Source organism: Mesorhizobium sp. M8A.F.Ca.ET.208.01.1.1, assembly GCF_004791315.1.
In the GTDB taxonomy this organism is placed as follows: domain Bacteria; phylum Pseudomonadota; class Alphaproteobacteria; order Rhizobiales; family Rhizobiaceae; genus Mesorhizobium.
The window spans coordinates 1,509,747-1,524,658 of the sequence record NZ_SRUT01000001.1 but is presented as its reverse complement, the minus strand read 5'-3'; the positions used below and the strand labels follow the sequence as shown (position 1 = coordinate 1,524,658).

Here is a 14,912-nt window from a genome sequence, read left to right as displayed (position 1 = left end):
TATGTTCCGTGCTTCATTTGCGGCGGGAGGGCTTCAAATGAGATATATTGGGGTATTACTTGCGCTTGCTGCGACGCCGGCAGTTGCCGGCGAGCGCGTACTGATCGACCCGACCGAGTTCATGGTGTTGTGGCCGGATCTCATCGGCCGCGACGTGGTGATTGCCAAGGGTCGCGTCGTGGCGGCCAGCGATCAATTCATGCTTTTGCATCTGCCCGGCGGCAACGTGACGCTGATGCCGCCATGGCGTGACCGTGATGATCTAAGACCGCTGTTCCAGTATTGCACCAGCGTGCTCACCGACGAGCGCTGTGACGTCGCCGCCGAGGGTACAGTCGGCAAGGCGATGTCAGGAGCTCCGCAACTGAGTGGCGTCGACTTCTTCAAGCCGGCCGATCACTAGAGAGCTCCCGCAGCGCGGACATGATCGCCTTGGCCTCGGCCCTGGCAGCGGTTGCCTGCAGGGCAAGGTTTTCGCCCATCTCCCGTTTCGCGTCGGCCTCGGCGAACCGCAGCACCCCGAGCAACTGCCTCGGGGTCATTGCCCAGAGGATATCCCACTCGTATCCGTGGCGACGCTTGAGGCGGGTGATTACTTCCGCGATTTCGTAGCCGGCGCCTTTGCCAATGCTCCGGCCCCGTCCTTGACCGCCAGCAGCGCTGTCAGTTTTTCGAAGAAGGGGCCGATTCCGTTTGGGAGCGTGACCTTGATGATGGCGCCGAGAATGTCAGTCTGCGCCTCCAGCGGGAGCCGGGCCGCGGCTGCCTGGTAGGCTTCCTCCCCGGGATGGCCGACGCCGGCGGCGATGATTGCCGCAATGGCGGACCCGCTCATGGCGAGCAGGCTCGAAACATCGACTTCCTTCCCCGACATCAGCTTCTTGATTTCCGGAAACTCGGTGATCAGTGAAGCGATGCCGACAGCGGAGACGCCGAACACCTCTATCTGCTTGCCGCTGACAGTGACCTTCTCCGTCAGCGGCGCAATGTCCAGAAGACCGACCATGCGCGTCAGGCCTGCGGCGTGACGGTCATCGTGCCGAAATCGGACGAGCCATCGGTGTAGGTGGTGGCGAGCAGGTCGCCGGTGATCTCGATCTGGCCGAAATCGGCATCCTCGATCGGCGAGAAGCTGCCGGTCGGGCCGAACGAGACCGACGGGAACACGCCATGCACCTTCTGGCCCTGGCTGTTGTCGCCGATGAATTCCAGCGCGCCCTTGATCACGCTCTTGTTCATCAGCCGGATGGTCTTCGAGCCGTCGGTGTTGTCGACCGGATCATCGGACATCAACAACAGGCCGAGATTCTCGGCTGTGATCTCGTCGAGCACGATGCGGATCTGCATGGCCTGGTTGTTGTACTGGGTGAAGTCGGTTTTCTTCGATCCGCCGCGCGTCTTCTTGTGCTCGAGCTTGTCCTGCGAGGGCGTCAGTTCGCACTCGACAATGTTGCCGAGATCGCGCTGGGCGCCGGCTTCGGGCGTCCACAAGGCATAGCCAGTGCCCTGGAAATAATTGTCGGTGCTGGGAGAGTCGGTCATGGACCTTCCTTTCGGTGAATTGCCCGTCACCGGGCGGTTGATAAACTCAGGCTTCGCGGCCTGGCCGCAGCAGATAGGTGAAGGTGAAGGCAACGCCGATGCCGCCTTCGGTCGAACGGCCTTGGGCGGTCGCCGGCTGCGCGCCCTCGTAGTGGGCCGCCTGACTCCTGGCCGTCAGGGCCAGCAAGGCAGGGTCGGTGAGCACGATGCCGATCAGCTGGCTGCGCAAAAAGTTCAGGGTTGTGCCGACATTGGTCGCGTCCTTGACCTTGGTCGCCATGCGGAACTGAACTTCCGGCGTCATCTCGATCAGTTGTGGCGGCGGCTCATTGGCGCTGCGTCGGCCGGGAATCGTGCCGACGCCATGCTCGGCCCCGTCGAGCAGCACGACATAGCGCGCCGTGTCGGAGAGCTCGCTGACATTGCGCTTCGGATCGAAGCTGGGATCGACCGTCTGCATGAGGTCGTAAAGGCGGACCAGGATCGCCTCGCGCCTGTCCTCATACACGGTCATCACGCCTCCTCGAGCAGCAGCCGCACTTCGGCCACCGCTTCGCCCTTCGGCGAAGGCAGATATTGATGCGAATAGACAGTCCACGCTTTGCCGTTGAGCGCCAGCCCGGCGCCCGGTAGGTCGGCAACGGCGATGCCCTTTTCGGCGAGTTCCGACGTGCGCACTGTGGCGCAGGGGCGGATGGTCGAGACCTGCGGACCTTCCAGCACCTCGACGCCAGCGGTCTCATCGATCGCCGTCAGGTCTGCCGTGGTACCGGCCGTATCATCGAGCGTCAGCACGGCGGTCTCGCCGAACACCGTATAGTTCGGGTCGAAGAGCAGCGTTCCGAAATCAACCAGCCCCATGGGCTTCCTTTCCGGCCAAAGGCCGCAAGCCCGACCGGGCGCCGCGCCCGATGGCGCGCCCCGCCGGAGCCGCAGGCTGCGTTGCAGCCGGTGCGCGGCGTGAGGCAATCAAGCCAGAAGCCTCCATAGCGTTCCGTCGACCAGCTCGCGCTCGTCGAACTGGGAATAGGCCAGCGCGTTCAGCCAGGGCTGGCGGTCCGGATAGAGCGGTTCCTCGATCCTGGCCAGGTCGCAGCGGCCGACCAGCGACGCGGCGCTGTCCTGGTGAACGAAGACCGGACAGCCCATGATCGCCGCCTCGACCGCGGCGTTCGAGCCATGGGTGACCAGGCAGTGCGCGCCCTTCAGATCCTCGTGCAGCTTGCGCCCACCTTGACCAGCGACTTGGCGCTGCATTTCCTTGTTGCGGATCGAGAGCGGCCGGTCGGTCAGTTCGTTGAGCCGCTTGACGGTTCGCATCGTCCAGCCCTCGATGCCGTGAAAACGCTGATAGGTCTCGCTCGGCTCGGCGACGACGATGTGGCGGCCGCTGCGCTGCCATGGCCAGACGTCGACCTCCAGTGCCCTCCACCGGTCGTCGAGCACGGGCCGGACAGCCCGCATCTGGAACGACCCGACGTGCCAGCGGTAGAAGCCGCCATTGGCGCCGACCGGCAGGTCGGTGGCGAACACCCGGCGCGCATAGCCCCGATCCCAATAGATCCAGCGACGGCCCGATGCCTTCCAGCCCTCGATCAAGGGGGCGAGCTCCGGCGTGCAGCCGACGATCGGCACGATGGAGGCGGGCAGGGCGGCAAGCGCGCCAAAATCGCCCTTGATGACCTGGCCGCCGGCTGCCCGGATAGTCGCGCCGATGCGCTCGAACAGCGCCAGCTTGAACTTCTTCAGGTGCCCCGGAATGAACAAGGCCACCGATGAAGCGCTAATCTCCCCCCTTGAGGGGGAGATGCCCGGCAGGGCAGAGAGGGGGGCCGCGCGCCGACTATTGCAATCAGGCATCGACGCTCGCGAAATGCCATGTCCACTCGACCTCGGCGATGCCGGCATCGCTCGGATGCGGATCGTGGACGAGCTTGCCGCCGCTGAAGATCACGGAGTGGTAAACGCCGCGCGGGCTAAGGCCGTTGGCGATATAGAACTCCGGCATCTCGCCGACCTCGTGACCGTTCATCCTCACGATGGTCTTTCGGAAGACCAGCTTCAGCCACTCGTCTGTTCGCTGGTACCAGGCGCCGCGACCGAACATGTCTTCCCATGGCGGCACCATCCACAGAGGCAGGTCGAGCAGCGAAGCGATGCATGCCGCATAGCAGTTGCCGTTGTGGATCCCGTCAGACAAGTAGAGCTTTGACTGTTTTACAGGAGTCATGTCCGCCAGTGCTCCGCCACCCAGTCCAGCCGCACATATTGGCTCGGGTCGCGCCAGCCCGGGAACGCCACCACGCGGGCGTTCCCCGGCAGCGCCTCGCCCTTGGGCCAGCCGCGCTTCTGGAAGGCGTAGACGCCATCCTCTGGCCCGAAGGCGGCGGCGTCGGGGATCATGTCGGCCAGCCAGGCCTGGTCGTCGGGGAATTCGTGGAACGGCACCTTCGCCGCCAGCTCGATCGAGAATTCATGCCAGACGTCGGGCCGGTAGCCGGCCTCCAGCATCCACAGCGATCCGTTGAACGGGCACGGATTGACCGCGTTGACGCCCTGCAGGATGGTGAAGGGCTCGCCCCCACGGTCGAACAGATCGTCGAGCGGCCCGGTGATGACGGTGTCGAGGTCGATAACGACGATGCGGTCGCCTGGCTCGATGCCGTTCTGCGCCTGCCATGCAGGATCGAAGGTACGCAGCCGGGCAAAGCAGCCATTCACCTCGGTCAGGTGCCGATCCTCCGCCGGCGGGCTGGCGCACAGGAAATTGAAATCCTGGCCGTAGTGGCGAGCGATGCCCGCCTCGAGCTTCCGAACATAGTCGCGGCTGTACTTCTCGCCCCACAGCCAGGTGCAGACGATCAGGCGCGCCATAGCACACCGATGCCGTTGTTCTTGGCCGTAGGGCAGAATTTGAATTCCGCGTGGCAGTGGCTCTGCTTGATGCGCTCCCAGAACACCGGGACGTCGATGCGCTTGCCTTCCTTCCACTCCGGCGCGCGCTGCCAGGCGATGTCGTGGAAGGCGACCATGCGGCATATCGGCCCGTAATTGGCCCAGTCTTTCTCGACGAAGGGCAGCGTGTGGTTGGCGTCGATGAAGACGGCGTCGAAGGGACCGAGCGACCGCACCTGGTCGACGACACCTTGAGCCGTCGAATCGCCCCACACCAGATGCGCGTCGAAACCCTGCAAGCGCAGCCGCGCTATCGTCGCCTTCAGCTCGGCCTCGCTCTGCGGCCAGGCCACCGTGCCGGCGGGCATGTCGACCGCGACGATACGAGCGCCCGCCGGCAGGCGGGTGGCGATGCGGGCAAGCGAGCCGCCGAACTTCGAGCCGATCTCGAGGAAGGAGCGCACGCCCTCGGCGGCGAACAGGTCCGCCAGCGCGTCGATCTCGGCCTCGACCTGGAGCATTGTCATGTTCAGGCCCTCGCCCAGATGGCGGCAACGCCCAATTCGGCGGAGATATAGGAGGTGTGGATGCGCTTCACACCGATCGCGCCGAGGTCGCGGTCTAGCGCCGCCATCTCCTGCTCGTTTTCATCCGGCTTGTCGGATGTGCCGCGCCAGGCGAAATAGCCCTTGGCCATCTTGCCGAAATGTTGCATCAGCGCGGTCAGCTCGTCCGCCGGCATGATGCGCTTCAGCTTGTGATAGGTGGCGAGGCAGAGCACGAAATCATACTTTTTCGCACCGAACGGTTTTAGCGCCGCCGCGCCGCCGGTGAGGTCGACCACCTCGAAGCGGCTGTCGACCGCACGCAGGTCGGCGAAGATTTCGCGCGCGGCCGCGATGCCCGGCTCGTAGATGTCGCAGCCATGCACCAGGCTGGCGCCGTTGGCGGCGAATTCATAGCCGACCATGCCGCGGTTGCAGCCGATGTCGAACACCGAGCGGTTGCGGGCGCGCAGCACCAGGTCGCTGATGCCGTCGAGCCGCATGTCGTGATTGCCGGCGACGCGGCGCTGCACGCTGTATTCGGCGCCGGCAGGAGAATGCTTGTCCATTTATAAAGCTCCAGCGGCGGGGATGATCTCCCCCCTTGTGGGGGAGATGTCGGCGCAGCCGACAGAGGGGGGCGTGAAGGAATGAGACGTTGGCGGGACAGCGCCCCTCTCTGCCCTGCCGGGCATCTCCCCCACTTGGGGGGAGATCAGCAGCTTCTGCGCCGCACCGGACACGTCATCGACAGAAATCGCCGCCATCGCCCGGCGGCAGTGCGGGCAGGCGGTGAGCGAGCCACAGGCCTGCGCGCCGCCGGTCAGGTTGGCGTGGCCGGCGTAGCCGGTCACCGATGGCGGCACGAAGCCGCCGAACAGCACCACGGCGGGAATGCCGACGGCCGCCGCGCCATGGTGCAGGCCGCCTTCGCCGCCGATATAGAGCCGCGCATGGCCAAGCACGGCCAGCGCATCGCGAAACGAGGCGGTGTCGAGTTGCTCGACGCCGGTGAGCGCCACCGCGTTCTGCCGGCTGCGGAACTGCACGACGCGAAAGCCTTTTTCTCCAAGCCGGTCGGCCACCGCCTGGTAGCGGGCGACGCCCCAATCCTTGTTGGGCGCCACCGGCTTCCATTGCGCGCTCTGCGGCTCGATGACGACGAAGCCGGCGCCGAAGCGGGCGCCGGCGGCGCGCTCGGCCGCGTCGAAGAAGACCTCGCCCGGCACGGCGCGGAACGAAAGGTTCCACTTCCAGCGGCCGGCGAGGCGCTTGTTGTATTGCCGGTGGCCCTTGTAGAAGGGCACCCATTCGAGATCGGCGGCGCCCTCGCTGCCGGGCGCGGCGAGGTTCGGGTTGCCGCGATAGATTTCGAAGCTCGCCGGCTCCCACAGGATGCGCCGGCCATCGCCCAGCGCCACGCGCTTACCCCGCGCCGCCGCGCCACGCGCCAGGCCGGAGCCCATCAGCTGGTCGCCATAGCCCATCAGGCAGCACCTTCTTCCTCGCCCCTTGGGGGAGAGGATAGCAAGGCCCGGTGAGCCGAAGGCGAACCGCCGGCCGCGCTTGGTGAGGGGTCTATTCCCATCAGCCGCTGCCCAAGCGATGGCCAGCCCAGCGAAGATGGAGAAACCGGCACGCCGCAGCGACCGCAGACCCAGCCTTTGCCAAAGCGATGCATCGGTTGATGCTGCAAGCACCCCATCAGCGTCACGCCGCCCACCTCTCCAGTTCCGCCCGCCATTCGTCGGCATAGGCGCAGTCCTCGTAGCCGGCCATCGCCGGCGTGCCGTCGGTGAAATGCACGATGGCCGGGTCGATCTCCGGATCGGAATGGCCGACGAGGAAATTCCATTGCGGGTCGAGGGCGCCGATCTCAGCATCGTCGAGCCAGCAGAAGCGGTGCAGGTCGCGACCGGGCAGTGTGTTGACCAGCTCCGGCGTCAACGCGGCGTTGGCCGGATGGTCGCAATTGAACAGCATGACGCTCGACCAGTTTTTTCGCGCATAGAGCGTCTGCGCCTGGCCGTCCATCTTCACCGTCTCGCGCGGCCGGTGGTCGTGCTTGACCACCATGACCGCCTTGTCGGGGTCGGCCAGCGCGAACAGGCGCTGCAGGTCGGTGCGCGCCAGCATGTCGCCGTCCATGAACAGCGCCCAGCCGGAGCCGGCCAGATGCGGCACCAGGAAGCGCGAGCAGGCGAATTCGGTCGCCATCGGCGCGCCCGAGATGTCGTCCCACAGCCGCCCCTCGCGCCGGCTGGTCGGCCGGGTGTAGAGGCCGCGCGCCCGCACCTGCGAAAGCACCACGCCGCGCACCGGAACCGGCGCGATCAGATACCGGTGGATCGAATGCCGGCAGACGGCGAAGGCGTCCGCCTCGCGCGGATCGAAGCCGATCCAGATCGATTGCTTGTTCACAAACACTCCTCGAACGTCTTGCGCGGCCAGCAGGTCACCGCGCTGTCGGGATTGGCGTTGACGATCTCGACGCCATGGGCCGACGGCGCCACCATGGCGAATTCCCTGACCTGGTCGGCCCAGCAGCTCTTCGATGGCGGCCACGGCCATCTCAGCCCGTGATTGTGGCGGCGGCCGTCCTGTGCCGGCTTGGCGTCGACGCCGAGCAGCACGATGCGCGCGGCGCCGAAATGCATGGCAAGGTTGATCGCGCCGGTGGTCGAGGAGCGCTCCAGCGTCACCTGGTCGGGCCGCGTCGCAAAGCCTTGCTTGGCATTGACCGTGCGGCCGATCACCTTCACGCGCGGATCGCCGATCTCCTTGGCCGACGTCACGATCAGCCCGGCGAACTCTTCGGCCGAGGGCCGCAACTGCTTCTCGCGCCACCAGCGCCCGTCGGCGAAGAACAGCACGTCGGCGGCGGGATATTCCTTCCACGCCGACTTGACCGCGATGACCCGGCGCCCCGCAAGCCGCGACAGGTCGAGCGCCCGGGTGGAAGGCCCGGCGGCGAGGACAAACACCGTCTCGCCGGGCCAGATTTTCTCGGCAGTCCACATGGATGCTGACTAGGCGGACTTGCCCTTGATCAGCGCGGTCGGACGCGTGCAGATCTGCAGCGCGTTCATCTGCGTGTCGAGGCTCCAGCCCTTGCCGTTCGGCATCTCGTACTGCTTGGTGTAGAGACGCTGGCCCATCGTATTGACCGTCTCGTTGTAATCGGCCGGCGCATAGTAGGTGCGGAAGAAGCCGGGCACGCCGATCGGGAAGATGTGGCACTTGTCGGTGGCAATGAACGGCGTCGAGCCGATCTGGCCGCGATAGTTGACCCAGATGATGCCGCCGAACTCGAAGGCGCCGTAGATTTTCTGGCCATTGGTGAGCACGTAGCCGTCGCGCAGCACGTTGGCCATCGACGTGTTCTTGTAGGAATCGACGACTTCCGGATGGGCGATGAGATCGTCGAAGAAGGAATCGTCGCAGAGCGCCATGACGCCGAGAAACGGCACGCCGTCGAGGCTGTTGGCGATGCTGCGCACGACGCCGGCGCACTTCTTGCGCAGCGCGCCTGCGACCGGATTGGCATTGGTGAGGTCGAAATTGACCTCCGCCGCCTGGGAGACGCCGAAGGTCGAGAACAGATCGAGGGTCGTGCCGTCGGCATAGGTGACGACGCCCTTGACCGCGCCGACGCGGGCGAACTCTTCGGTCGCCGACATCGAATCGGCGTGGATGGACAGCCGCTCGGCGACCTTGCCCATGACTGTCTCGGTGACGTTCTCCTGGCCGAAGGCGCGGATGCCCTGCACCTCCTCGGCCATGACCGAATCGTTGATCTCGAAATGCGGGACCGCGATCGTGCGCAGCGTGCGCTTCGACTTGTCCAGCGTGGTGCCGGGCGCGCCACGGCCGGTCGGTGCGATCAGCGACAGGATGCCGTTCTTCTCCTCGATCGCCACCGAGGTGGTCGAGATCGCGGTGGAGTTGAACCAGCCCTGCTGGCCGATATAGCCGGGGACGAACTTGATTTTGTTGATGGCGTCGGTCAGCCCGACCAGGCTGAAGGCGTCGCTTGCGAAGATGTCAAGCATTGCGATGGTTTCCTTTGGAAGGGCGCGTCGGGCCGACGGGCCGGGAGGGAGGGATCAGGTGAAGTTGCCCGCGTCAGCGGACGATGATGCCGAGCGCCGCGAGGCTCTCGACGGTCGCCGCCTTCTCTCCGCCGAGCGTGGTCTCGGTCGGATAGGTGATGAGGTTGTCGTTCACCTCGGCGTCGCGGGCGATATAGGCGACGTTGTCGACGTCGGCGGCGGACGCATCGACGGCGGCGAGCACGATGCCCTCGACGGCGGTGACGACGTCGCCGGCGGTGTTGAGCGCGCCGTTGGCGGCGATGAGCTTGCCGGCGGAAAGCTGGACGACTTCGCCGGCCGCGAGCGTCTGTCCCGAGGCGACGGTGCCGGACGCGCGCGAGCGGTGGCCGTTTGCCTCCGAAAGGATGAAGGCAGCGGTGTGGTAGACTTCAGTGAAGCTGCTGGTCATGGGAGTTGATCCTTGTGATCCGTTGGAGAGGTGACGGCGCCGCTATGGCCCGTCAGGAAGGCAGCCGGGCGTTCTGCCGGGCGATGGCCTTGTCCCAGGTCGGGCCGTCGGCGTTCGAGCCGCTGCCCTTATTCGAAAGTTCGCTGCCGGAGCCTTTTGCCTTGGCATCGCCGACCGCCTCCTGGACTTCGGCCAGCGACTTGCCGTCCTTGATGAAGGCGGAAGCCTTGGCCGACTGGTTGCCGATGTGGCAGGTGGCGGCGATGTTGGAATGGAGGTCGCGGGCTTCCCTCCAGGTAGCCGCGACAGCCGCAGCGACCGCATCCGTCCGCACCTTGTCCGCGTCTTCCGGCAGCGTGGCGGCGAAGGCGTCCAGGTCGGCCGACACTTTGGTGCCTTCCTCCTGCATCGCCTTCAGCCGGCTTTCCTGCTCGGAGGTGATCTCGCCATCGGCCTTGTCGATCGCGGCATTGATCGCGTCGGCCTCGGTCTTCAGCGCGCGCCTCTTGTCGAGAAGCGCCATAAGCACTTTCTGCATGATGGTTCTCCATGATTTTCCGGGAATCGATACGTTCGTGATGCCGTACCGCGCCCGGAGCGCCGACGGCCGAAACTTCAGATGATCTGGCGGGAAGCGCGGGCGCTCATGCCGCCGCGCTTGCCGCCCTTGGCGAGGCGCGCGACCGTTTCTTCCAGCGTGGCGACACGGTCGACCATGCCGAGCTTCAGCGCTTCCTGCGCCAGCACGGCGCGGCCGCCGCCGAAGTTCTTGTCGTTTCCTTCCGGATCGGCCTTGACGACCGACACCGCAACGCCACGGCCCTTGGCGACATCGCCTGCGAACATGCCATAGAATGTGGTGACGTTGCCGAGGATCGCGGCACGACCGGCTTCGTCGAGCGGCTGGAAGGGATTGCCCTCGACCTTGCGCGGACCGGCCGAAATCATGGTGACCTTGACACCGCCCGCTTCGAGCGCGGCCGACAGATCCTCATGCACCGTATAGACGCCGATCGAGCCGACCGCCCCGGACGGCGAGACGACGATCTCGTCGGCCGCACTTGCTATCCAATAGGCGGCCGAGAGCGCGATCGTGTTGGCGACCGCGACGATCGGCCGGCCGTCGCGTCGCGCGTTGCGGATCATCGCCGCCGTCTCCGGCACCAGGTCGACGCGGCCGCCGGGCGAATCGATCTCGATGACGATCGCCGACACGGAACCGTCATTGGCGACCTGGCCGAAGGCGCGGCGGAAATCGGTCATCAGCGCAGCCGGTTGGCTGACGTCGGTGATCGCCTCGGAACGCGGCAGGATCGGCCCGACGATGCGCAGCAACGCGACGCTGCCGCGCTGCTCCGACGGGGCCGGACGATCCGCGGGTGCCGCGCGGTAGGGTTCGCTGCGCGGCCCCCTCTCGCTACGGAAGAGCAGCATCGCCGCGATCTGGTCCGCCTTGCGCGGATCGATGAACCAGGCGTCGCTGGCGAAAGCGCGCAACAGGCGGTTGAGCTCATGCGGCATTCTGCTGATCCCCCTGCTGCTGATTGCCTGGCTGCTGATGTCCCGGCGGCGGCTGGTCGGTGTTGCCGGCCGGGGCTGGCGCCGGCGCCGTTGCGAACGAGATGCCGAGTTTCTTCTCGCGCGCCTTGTCGGCGGCGATGCGGCGATCGTTCTCCTCCGGATCCACGCCCATGCCCTCGACGACGTCGGAGCGCGACTTGAAGCCGCTGTCGACAGCGAGCTTTTCCGCCTGCATGTCCTTCAGCGGGTCTATCCAGTCCCATTTCGGCGGGATGAACTTGGCCGCCTGCCATGTGCGCTCCGAGCCGACATAGACGGAGGCCGCGAGCGGCACGGCGCCATTCTGCACCGCTTCGGCCAGCCAGCGCTGCCAGACCGGCCGGCAGAACTGGAAGATCATCGCATGGTTCTGCGTCGCCGCGATCTCGCGGCGGAATTTCACCATGCCGGCGCGCTGCGAGCCGTAGGAGGCCTGCCGCAGGTCGCCGGTCATGTCGGCATAGGGAACGCCGGCGCCGGCCGCGACCTGGAGGTTGCCGCGATACTGGAACGCCTCGTAATTGCCGCCGACATCGGCGGGCTCGGCGAACTTGATGTCCTGGCCGGGCTCGAGGTCGACGGTGACGCCAGGCTCGAGCGCCACGCCGCCCTCGACACCGGCGGCGGTGGCGGAAGCGGCCGGCTCGGAGAGCACATCCTCTTCCGGCGCGGTCGAGGTGATGAAGGCGCCGAACAGCGCCGCCATGCGCTTGCGCTCGAGCTCAGCGTCGTCATAGGCGTCCATGACCGCCGCCCGCACGATCGATGACAGCGTGTGCGGGATGCCCCTGATCTGCCCGGCTTCGAGAGGCCGGAACACATGCATGACTTCCTCGGCCGGCACACTGGTGATCTCGCCGGTGAAGTTCATGTCGCCGGGGCGCTGCTTGTAGAAGCGGTAGGCGACGCGGTTGCCGATCGGGCCGAAGACAATGCCGCTGCGCACCTTGAGGCCATTCGGCAGGTCGACATTGTCGGCGTGGTTCAGCATCTCCGACGGCAGCAGCTGCACCTGCAGCGGCACGGACAGGCCGTCGCTGGCGAAGCGCGGGCGGAAGCGCGCAAAGCATTCGCCGGCATCGAACATCTCGCCGCCGACCGTCGCCTGCTGACCGTAAAGATCCGTCAGGCCATCGGCATCGCTCTCGTCGGTCCAGACCAGATAGGCCTGCATCAAGGCCTCGCGCAGCACCGGATCTGATATCAGCGAGGATGGCTTGATGCCGTCACCGACAAGCGCCGCGACGTAAGCGCGCTTGGCCGCCGCCATCTGCGGGTTGTTGCGCGACAGATAGCGCGAGCGCGCCACGACGGTGCGCCCGTAGGAGCGCATCAGCGTGTTGATGTCCTGCACGCCGGTCGGCAGCATTTTCAGCCGGCGGCCCGACTGGCCGGCGTCGAAGGCCTGCACCTGCTGCGGCTTCATCAGCCGCGGCGAGCCGACCATGCCATTGGCACCGACCGCGACCCGGTAACGCTCTTTCAGCATCAGAGCCCCTTGCTCGACTGGTAGCCATAGCGCAGCCGCTTGCGCGGCGTTCCGTTGGCTGCGGCGAGATCGCCTTCGAGTTGGCCGATGATCTTCTCGATCTCGGCCAGCGTGCGGAACGTGGTCAGCGCTTCGCCATGCTTGACGGTGAGGACGCCGGTGTCGCGCGCCTTCTTCAGCGCTTCCAGCCTGGTGGTGATCGTCGCGGCATCGGCCATCACTGCATCCATTTGCTGCGGCGAACTCTCGCCTTGGGTTTGGCCGGTGCCTTCGCCGGCGCCGCCGTGGGCGCAGGCTGCGCCGCAGGCAGGGTCGCCGGCGCCATCAGATCCTCGAGGTCCATCTGCGCGCCTTCCGGCGCCGGCGTCTCGCGCTCGGCTTCGTAGCGGTCCCAGAGCCGGTCGGGCATGGCGCGCAGGCCAAGCTTGATCGCCGCCGCCTCGGCCTGCAGATGCGTGTCGAGGCCTTCATTGGCCTGCGCCGGATCCTTCACCCATTCATAGGCGATGAAGCCGGTCTTGAGGCGCTTCGCCCGCCGCGTTTCGGCGGTCAGCTGCCTGAAATACTCGTCGTCGAGGCCGCGCGGCAGCGCGACGTAGCCGCGCTCCAGCGGGTCTGATTTCACCAGGTTGCGGTAAAGCCCCATCTTCAGGACCGAGGTCGCGAAATTGTAGAAGCGCCGGGAATAGGCGAGCAGCTTGCCGGCCTTGTTGCGTTCCTTCTTGACCCGCGCGATCAGCGGCGCTGCCTCCGAGGCGACGCCGCGCACCATGATCACCTTCGACGACGGGTGCCGCTTGGCCCAGCCCCAGACATCCTCGGTCCAGGCATTGCCGTCGATCGCCAAGAGGTCGATGCCGATCGGGCGCCGGTAGCCGTTGACGAACTTCTGGCCGAGCAGCGCGTCGAGGAAGGTCCAGCATTCCTTCGACGAGATGTGGCCGGGAAACACCCCGTACTGCACCACGGCGCGGCGGAAATCGCGCCCCCACGCTACCACCTGCCATTCCACCCGGTCGCCCTGGCAGTCGACCCCGCAGGTGACCAGCGGATGGCCGACCGGAATGGTGCCGCGCGGGTAGGGCGATTCGCCGGCCCGGTCGCGAAGCCCTTCCCAGGGCGGCGCCTCGCCAAGCGTCTTGTAGGCGCGGCCGACGACGTCGTTGAAGAACGTCTGTTCCGACGCAGGGTCGCCGCGGGCATTGAGCCAGGCGCGGGCGATGCGCTCGAACGACTGCAGCAGCGAATAGGCCGACCACAGATGGAACGAGCGGTGGAAACGCTTCGCCTTGGCATTGGCGGCGCGCCAGACCTCTTCGCCCTTTTCCGCCAGGAGCCGCGCCGCACGCAGCATCGCCGGCCGGTCGTGCTCCTCGATGATGCCGCCGCATTCCGGATCGGCGCAGGTGAAGTGCGAGCGTTCCGGCTGCTCTTCGTCGAGATGGGCGAGGAAGTTTTCCCACTCCAGCGTCTGCATGTGGCCGCAGTGCGGGCACGGCAGATAGAGTTTCTCCTGGCTGCCGTCCTCGTAGTTCTTGGTGATGCGGCATCCCGGCTCGACCAGCGGCGTCGACACCTTGAGGATTTTCGCGAACTCATGCGCCTGGGAACGGCTGTCGGCCTGCGTCTCCGGGTCGCCGGCGTTGTTCATCTCCCACTTGGCCAGGTCGTCCTGGACCTGGCGTTTCATCGTCACCTGGGAGAGCGAGGCCGGCGAGTTGGCCCCGGAAATCTGGATGGCGCCGCGGCCGTCGATGCGCTCCTTGTAGAGCACCGAATCGGACCCGTCGCGGGCCTTCATCGGGAACAGTTTCGACAGCGCCGTGGTGCCTTTCAGCATCGGCGCCAGCTTCATCTTCGACCAGCGCTGCGCGTTGTTCTCGGTCGGATGGACGTAGAGGAAATCCCCCGGGTCCATGACGAGCGAGCCGCCGCAGAAGATGTTGGCGAGCACCGTGCCGCCGAGCTGCGCCGACTTGTGCACCGACACGATGCGGCAGGGATCGTCGGGCGACAGCGCCCGCAGGATCTCGTCGAAGTAGAAGAACAGGTCCCGGTTGTACGGGCCGGGCAGGGGGCTTTCGCGCTCGGAAAAGACGATGTTGTCTTCGGCCCAGCGCAGATAATCCACCGGCGGCGGCGGCGCCATCACCTGGGCCAGCACCTCGGCCGCGATCCGCTCGGCGTTGGCGACCTGGACGAAGTGCGCGGTCATGGCTTTTCGGCCCGCAACGTGCTAGGTCCTCTGTCGCGCAGCGGTGGCGGAAAACGCACCTAACTGACAGACGCGAAAGTCGGAGCAATCCGGCAAGCCGGGCGGGATGGTGATATCCGAAGGACCGGCGTAGTGCAGGTTTGAGTCCTGCCCGCTGTGCCCA

General features: G+C 66.2%; 21 protein-coding genes and 1 tRNA gene. 2 read left to right on the top strand and 20 right to left on the bottom strand.

What is annotated here, in order from left to right; genetic code table 11:
• Window positions 1-37 precede the first annotated feature (37 nt).
• Window positions 38-403 carry a hypothetical protein gene (locus EN851_RS07835; RefSeq protein ID WP_135928914.1) on the top strand — a complete coding sequence of 122 codons (366 nt, stop codon included), beginning with the start codon at window positions 38-40 and terminating at the stop codon, window positions 401-403.
• Here the strand turns inward: EN851_RS07835 and EN851_RS36220 are convergent.
• The 20 genes from EN851_RS36220 to EN851_RS07740 all read right to left on the bottom strand — a co-directional run bounded on the left by EN851_RS36220 (window position 384) and on the right by EN851_RS07740 (window position 14,749).
• Window positions 384-542, bottom strand: coding sequence for a hypothetical protein (locus EN851_RS36220; RefSeq protein WP_189521783.1), 159 nt, complete (start codon window positions 540-542; stop codon window positions 384-386). The two genes, EN851_RS07835 and EN851_RS36220, sit on opposite strands and share 20 nt — an antisense overlap.
• A gap of 50 nt (window positions 543-592) precedes the next feature.
• On the bottom strand, window positions 593-1,006 hold the full coding sequence (locus EN851_RS07830) for a hypothetical protein (RefSeq protein WP_135928913.1): 414 nt from the start codon (window positions 1,004-1,006) through the stop codon (window positions 593-595).
• Window positions 1,007-1,011: 5 nt separating this feature from the next.
• Window positions 1,012-1,542 carry a hypothetical protein gene (locus EN851_RS07825; RefSeq protein ID WP_135928912.1) on the bottom strand — a complete coding sequence of 177 codons (531 nt, stop codon included), beginning with the start codon at window positions 1,540-1,542 and terminating at the stop codon, window positions 1,012-1,014.
• A 46-nt stretch (window positions 1,543-1,588) separates the two neighbouring features.
• Window positions 1,589-2,056 (bottom strand): hypothetical protein, encoded by a 468-nt coding sequence (locus tag EN851_RS07820; protein WP_135928911.1) that lies wholly within the window; start codon window positions 2,054-2,056, stop codon window positions 1,589-1,591.
• A complete protein-coding gene (locus tag EN851_RS07815) occupies window positions 2,056-2,403 on the bottom strand; it encodes a hypothetical protein (RefSeq protein WP_135928910.1) in 348 nt (115 codons plus the stop codon). The genes EN851_RS07820 and EN851_RS07815 overlap by 1 nt, the downstream gene beginning before the upstream one ends.
• Window positions 2,404-2,511: 108 nt before the next feature.
• Window positions 2,512-3,315, bottom strand: a complete 804-nt coding sequence (locus EN851_RS07810) for a hypothetical protein (RefSeq protein ID WP_135928909.1) — start codon at window positions 3,313-3,315, stop codon at window positions 2,512-2,514.
• A 79-nt stretch (window positions 3,316-3,394) separates the two neighbouring features.
• Entirely contained in the window at window positions 3,395-3,772 is a 378-nt protein-coding gene (locus tag EN851_RS07805; protein ID WP_135928908.1) for a hypothetical protein, read from the bottom strand.
• Window positions 3,769-4,416 (bottom strand): hypothetical protein, encoded by a 648-nt coding sequence (locus EN851_RS07800; RefSeq protein WP_135928907.1) that lies wholly within the window; start codon window positions 4,414-4,416, stop codon window positions 3,769-3,771. Before EN851_RS07800 ends, EN851_RS07805 begins: the two co-directional genes overlap by 4 nt.
• Window positions 4,404-4,964, bottom strand: coding sequence for a class I SAM-dependent methyltransferase (locus EN851_RS07795; protein ID WP_135928906.1), 561 nt, complete (start codon window positions 4,962-4,964; stop codon window positions 4,404-4,406). The genes EN851_RS07800 and EN851_RS07795 overlap by 13 nt, the downstream gene beginning before the upstream one ends.
• Before the next feature lie 2 nt (window positions 4,965-4,966).
• Window positions 4,967-5,551, bottom strand: a complete 585-nt coding sequence (locus EN851_RS07790) for a class I SAM-dependent methyltransferase (RefSeq protein ID WP_135928905.1) — start codon at window positions 5,549-5,551, stop codon at window positions 4,967-4,969.
• Entirely contained in the window at window positions 5,552-6,469 is a 918-nt protein-coding gene (locus tag EN851_RS07785) for a glycosyltransferase family 9 protein (RefSeq protein ID WP_189521781.1), read from the bottom strand.
• A 223-nt stretch (window positions 6,470-6,692) separates the two neighbouring features.
• The gene (locus EN851_RS07780) at window positions 6,693-7,403 is read right to left on the bottom strand and encodes a hypothetical protein (protein ID WP_210234922.1); all 711 of its coding nucleotides are present in this window, start codon (window positions 7,401-7,403) and stop codon (window positions 6,693-6,695) included.
• Window positions 7,400-8,002 (bottom strand): hypothetical protein, encoded by a 603-nt coding sequence (locus EN851_RS07775; protein ID WP_135928902.1) that lies wholly within the window; start codon window positions 8,000-8,002, stop codon window positions 7,400-7,402. Before EN851_RS07775 ends, EN851_RS07780 begins: the two co-directional genes overlap by 4 nt.
• 9 nt (window positions 8,003-8,011) lie before the next feature.
• On the bottom strand, window positions 8,012-9,034 hold the full coding sequence (locus EN851_RS07770) for a major capsid protein (protein WP_135928901.1): 1,023 nt from the start codon (window positions 9,032-9,034) through the stop codon (window positions 8,012-8,014).
• A gap of 73 nt (window positions 9,035-9,107) precedes the next feature.
• Window positions 9,108-9,485 carry a head decoration protein gene (locus tag EN851_RS07765; RefSeq protein ID WP_135928900.1) on the bottom strand — a complete coding sequence of 126 codons (378 nt, stop codon included), beginning with the start codon at window positions 9,483-9,485 and terminating at the stop codon, window positions 9,108-9,110.
• Between the two features lie 52 nt (window positions 9,486-9,537).
• Window positions 9,538-10,023: a hypothetical protein gene (locus EN851_RS07760; protein WP_135928899.1), complete on the bottom strand. Its 486-nt coding sequence runs from the start codon at window positions 10,021-10,023 to the stop codon at window positions 9,538-9,540.
• Window positions 10,024-10,100: 77 nt separating this feature from the next.
• Entirely contained in the window at window positions 10,101-11,006 is a 906-nt protein-coding gene (locus EN851_RS07755) for a S49 family peptidase (RefSeq protein WP_135928898.1), read from the bottom strand.
• Window positions 10,996-12,534, bottom strand: a complete 1,539-nt coding sequence (locus tag EN851_RS07750; RefSeq protein ID WP_135928897.1) for a phage portal protein — start codon at window positions 12,532-12,534, stop codon at window positions 10,996-10,998. The genes EN851_RS07755 and EN851_RS07750 overlap by 11 nt, the downstream gene beginning before the upstream one ends.
• The gene (locus EN851_RS07745) at window positions 12,534-12,752 is read right to left on the bottom strand and encodes a hypothetical protein (RefSeq protein WP_135928896.1); all 219 of its coding nucleotides are present in this window, start codon (window positions 12,750-12,752) and stop codon (window positions 12,534-12,536) included. The genes EN851_RS07750 and EN851_RS07745 overlap by 1 nt, the downstream gene beginning before the upstream one ends.
• Window positions 12,752-14,749: a terminase gpA endonuclease subunit gene (locus EN851_RS07740; RefSeq protein WP_135928895.1), complete on the bottom strand. Its 1,998-nt coding sequence runs from the start codon at window positions 14,747-14,749 to the stop codon at window positions 12,752-12,754. The genes EN851_RS07745 and EN851_RS07740 overlap by 1 nt, the downstream gene beginning before the upstream one ends.
• 37 nt (window positions 14,750-14,786) lie before the next feature.
• Here EN851_RS07740 and EN851_RS36110 point away from each other — a divergent pair.
• Window positions 14,787-14,908 (top strand) — tRNA-OTHER (locus tag EN851_RS36110).
• The last annotated feature ends 4 nt before the right edge of the window (window positions 14,909-14,912 follow it).

Excerpts from the sequence above, each read along its gene's own strand:
- EN851_RS07835 (WP_135928914.1), top strand. The coding sequence starts at position 38 with ATGAGATATATTGGGGTATTACTTGCGCTTGCTGCGACGCCGGCAGTT.
- EN851_RS36220 (WP_189521783.1), bottom strand. The coding sequence starts at position 542 with ATGACCCCGAGGCAGTTGCTCGGGGTGCTGCGGTTCGCCGAGGCCGAC.
- EN851_RS07830 (WP_135928913.1), bottom strand. The coding sequence starts at position 1,006 with ATGGTCGGTCTTCTGGACATTGCGCCGCTGACGGAGAAGGTCACTGTC.
- EN851_RS07825 (WP_135928912.1), bottom strand. The coding sequence starts at position 1,542 with ATGACCGACTCTCCCAGCACCGACAATTATTTCCAGGGCACTGGCTAT.
- EN851_RS07820 (WP_135928911.1), bottom strand. The coding sequence starts at position 2,056 with ATGACCGTGTATGAGGACAGGCGCGAGGCGATCCTGGTCCGCCTTTAC.
- EN851_RS07815 (WP_135928910.1), bottom strand. The coding sequence starts at position 2,403 with ATGGGGCTGGTTGATTTCGGAACGCTGCTCTTCGACCCGAACTATACG.
- EN851_RS07805 (WP_135928908.1), bottom strand. The coding sequence starts at position 3,772 with ATGACTCCTGTAAAACAGTCAAAGCTCTACTTGTCTGACGGGATCCAC.
- EN851_RS07800 (WP_135928907.1), bottom strand. The coding sequence starts at position 4,416 with ATGGCGCGCCTGATCGTCTGCACCTGGCTGTGGGGCGAGAAGTACAGC.
- EN851_RS07795 (WP_135928906.1), bottom strand. The coding sequence starts at position 4,964 with ATGACAATGCTCCAGGTCGAGGCCGAGATCGACGCGCTGGCGGACCTG.
- EN851_RS07790 (WP_135928905.1), bottom strand. The coding sequence starts at position 5,551 with ATGGACAAGCATTCTCCTGCCGGCGCCGAATACAGCGTGCAGCGCCGC.
- EN851_RS07785 (WP_189521781.1), bottom strand. The coding sequence starts at position 6,469 with ATGGGCTATGGCGACCAGCTGATGGGCTCCGGCCTGGCGCGTGGCGCG.
- EN851_RS07775 (WP_135928902.1), bottom strand. The coding sequence starts at position 8,002 with ATGTGGACTGCCGAGAAAATCTGGCCCGGCGAGACGGTGTTTGTCCTC.
- EN851_RS07770 (WP_135928901.1), bottom strand. The coding sequence starts at position 9,034 with ATGCTTGACATCTTCGCAAGCGACGCCTTCAGCCTGGTCGGGCTGACC.
- EN851_RS07765 (WP_135928900.1), bottom strand. The coding sequence starts at position 9,485 with ATGACCAGCAGCTTCACTGAAGTCTACCACACCGCTGCCTTCATCCTT.
- EN851_RS07760 (WP_135928899.1), bottom strand. The coding sequence starts at position 10,023 with ATGCAGAAAGTGCTTATGGCGCTTCTCGACAAGAGGCGCGCGCTGAAG.
- EN851_RS07755 (WP_135928898.1), bottom strand. The coding sequence starts at position 11,006 with ATGCCGCATGAGCTCAACCGCCTGTTGCGCGCTTTCGCCAGCGACGCC.
- EN851_RS07750 (WP_135928897.1), bottom strand. The coding sequence starts at position 12,534 with ATGCTGAAAGAGCGTTACCGGGTCGCGGTCGGTGCCAATGGCATGGTC.
- EN851_RS07745 (WP_135928896.1), bottom strand. The coding sequence starts at position 12,752 with ATGGCCGATGCCGCGACGATCACCACCAGGCTGGAAGCGCTGAAGAAG.
- EN851_RS07740 (WP_135928895.1), bottom strand. The coding sequence starts at position 14,749 with ATGACCGCGCACTTCGTCCAGGTCGCCAACGCCGAGCGGATCGCGGCC.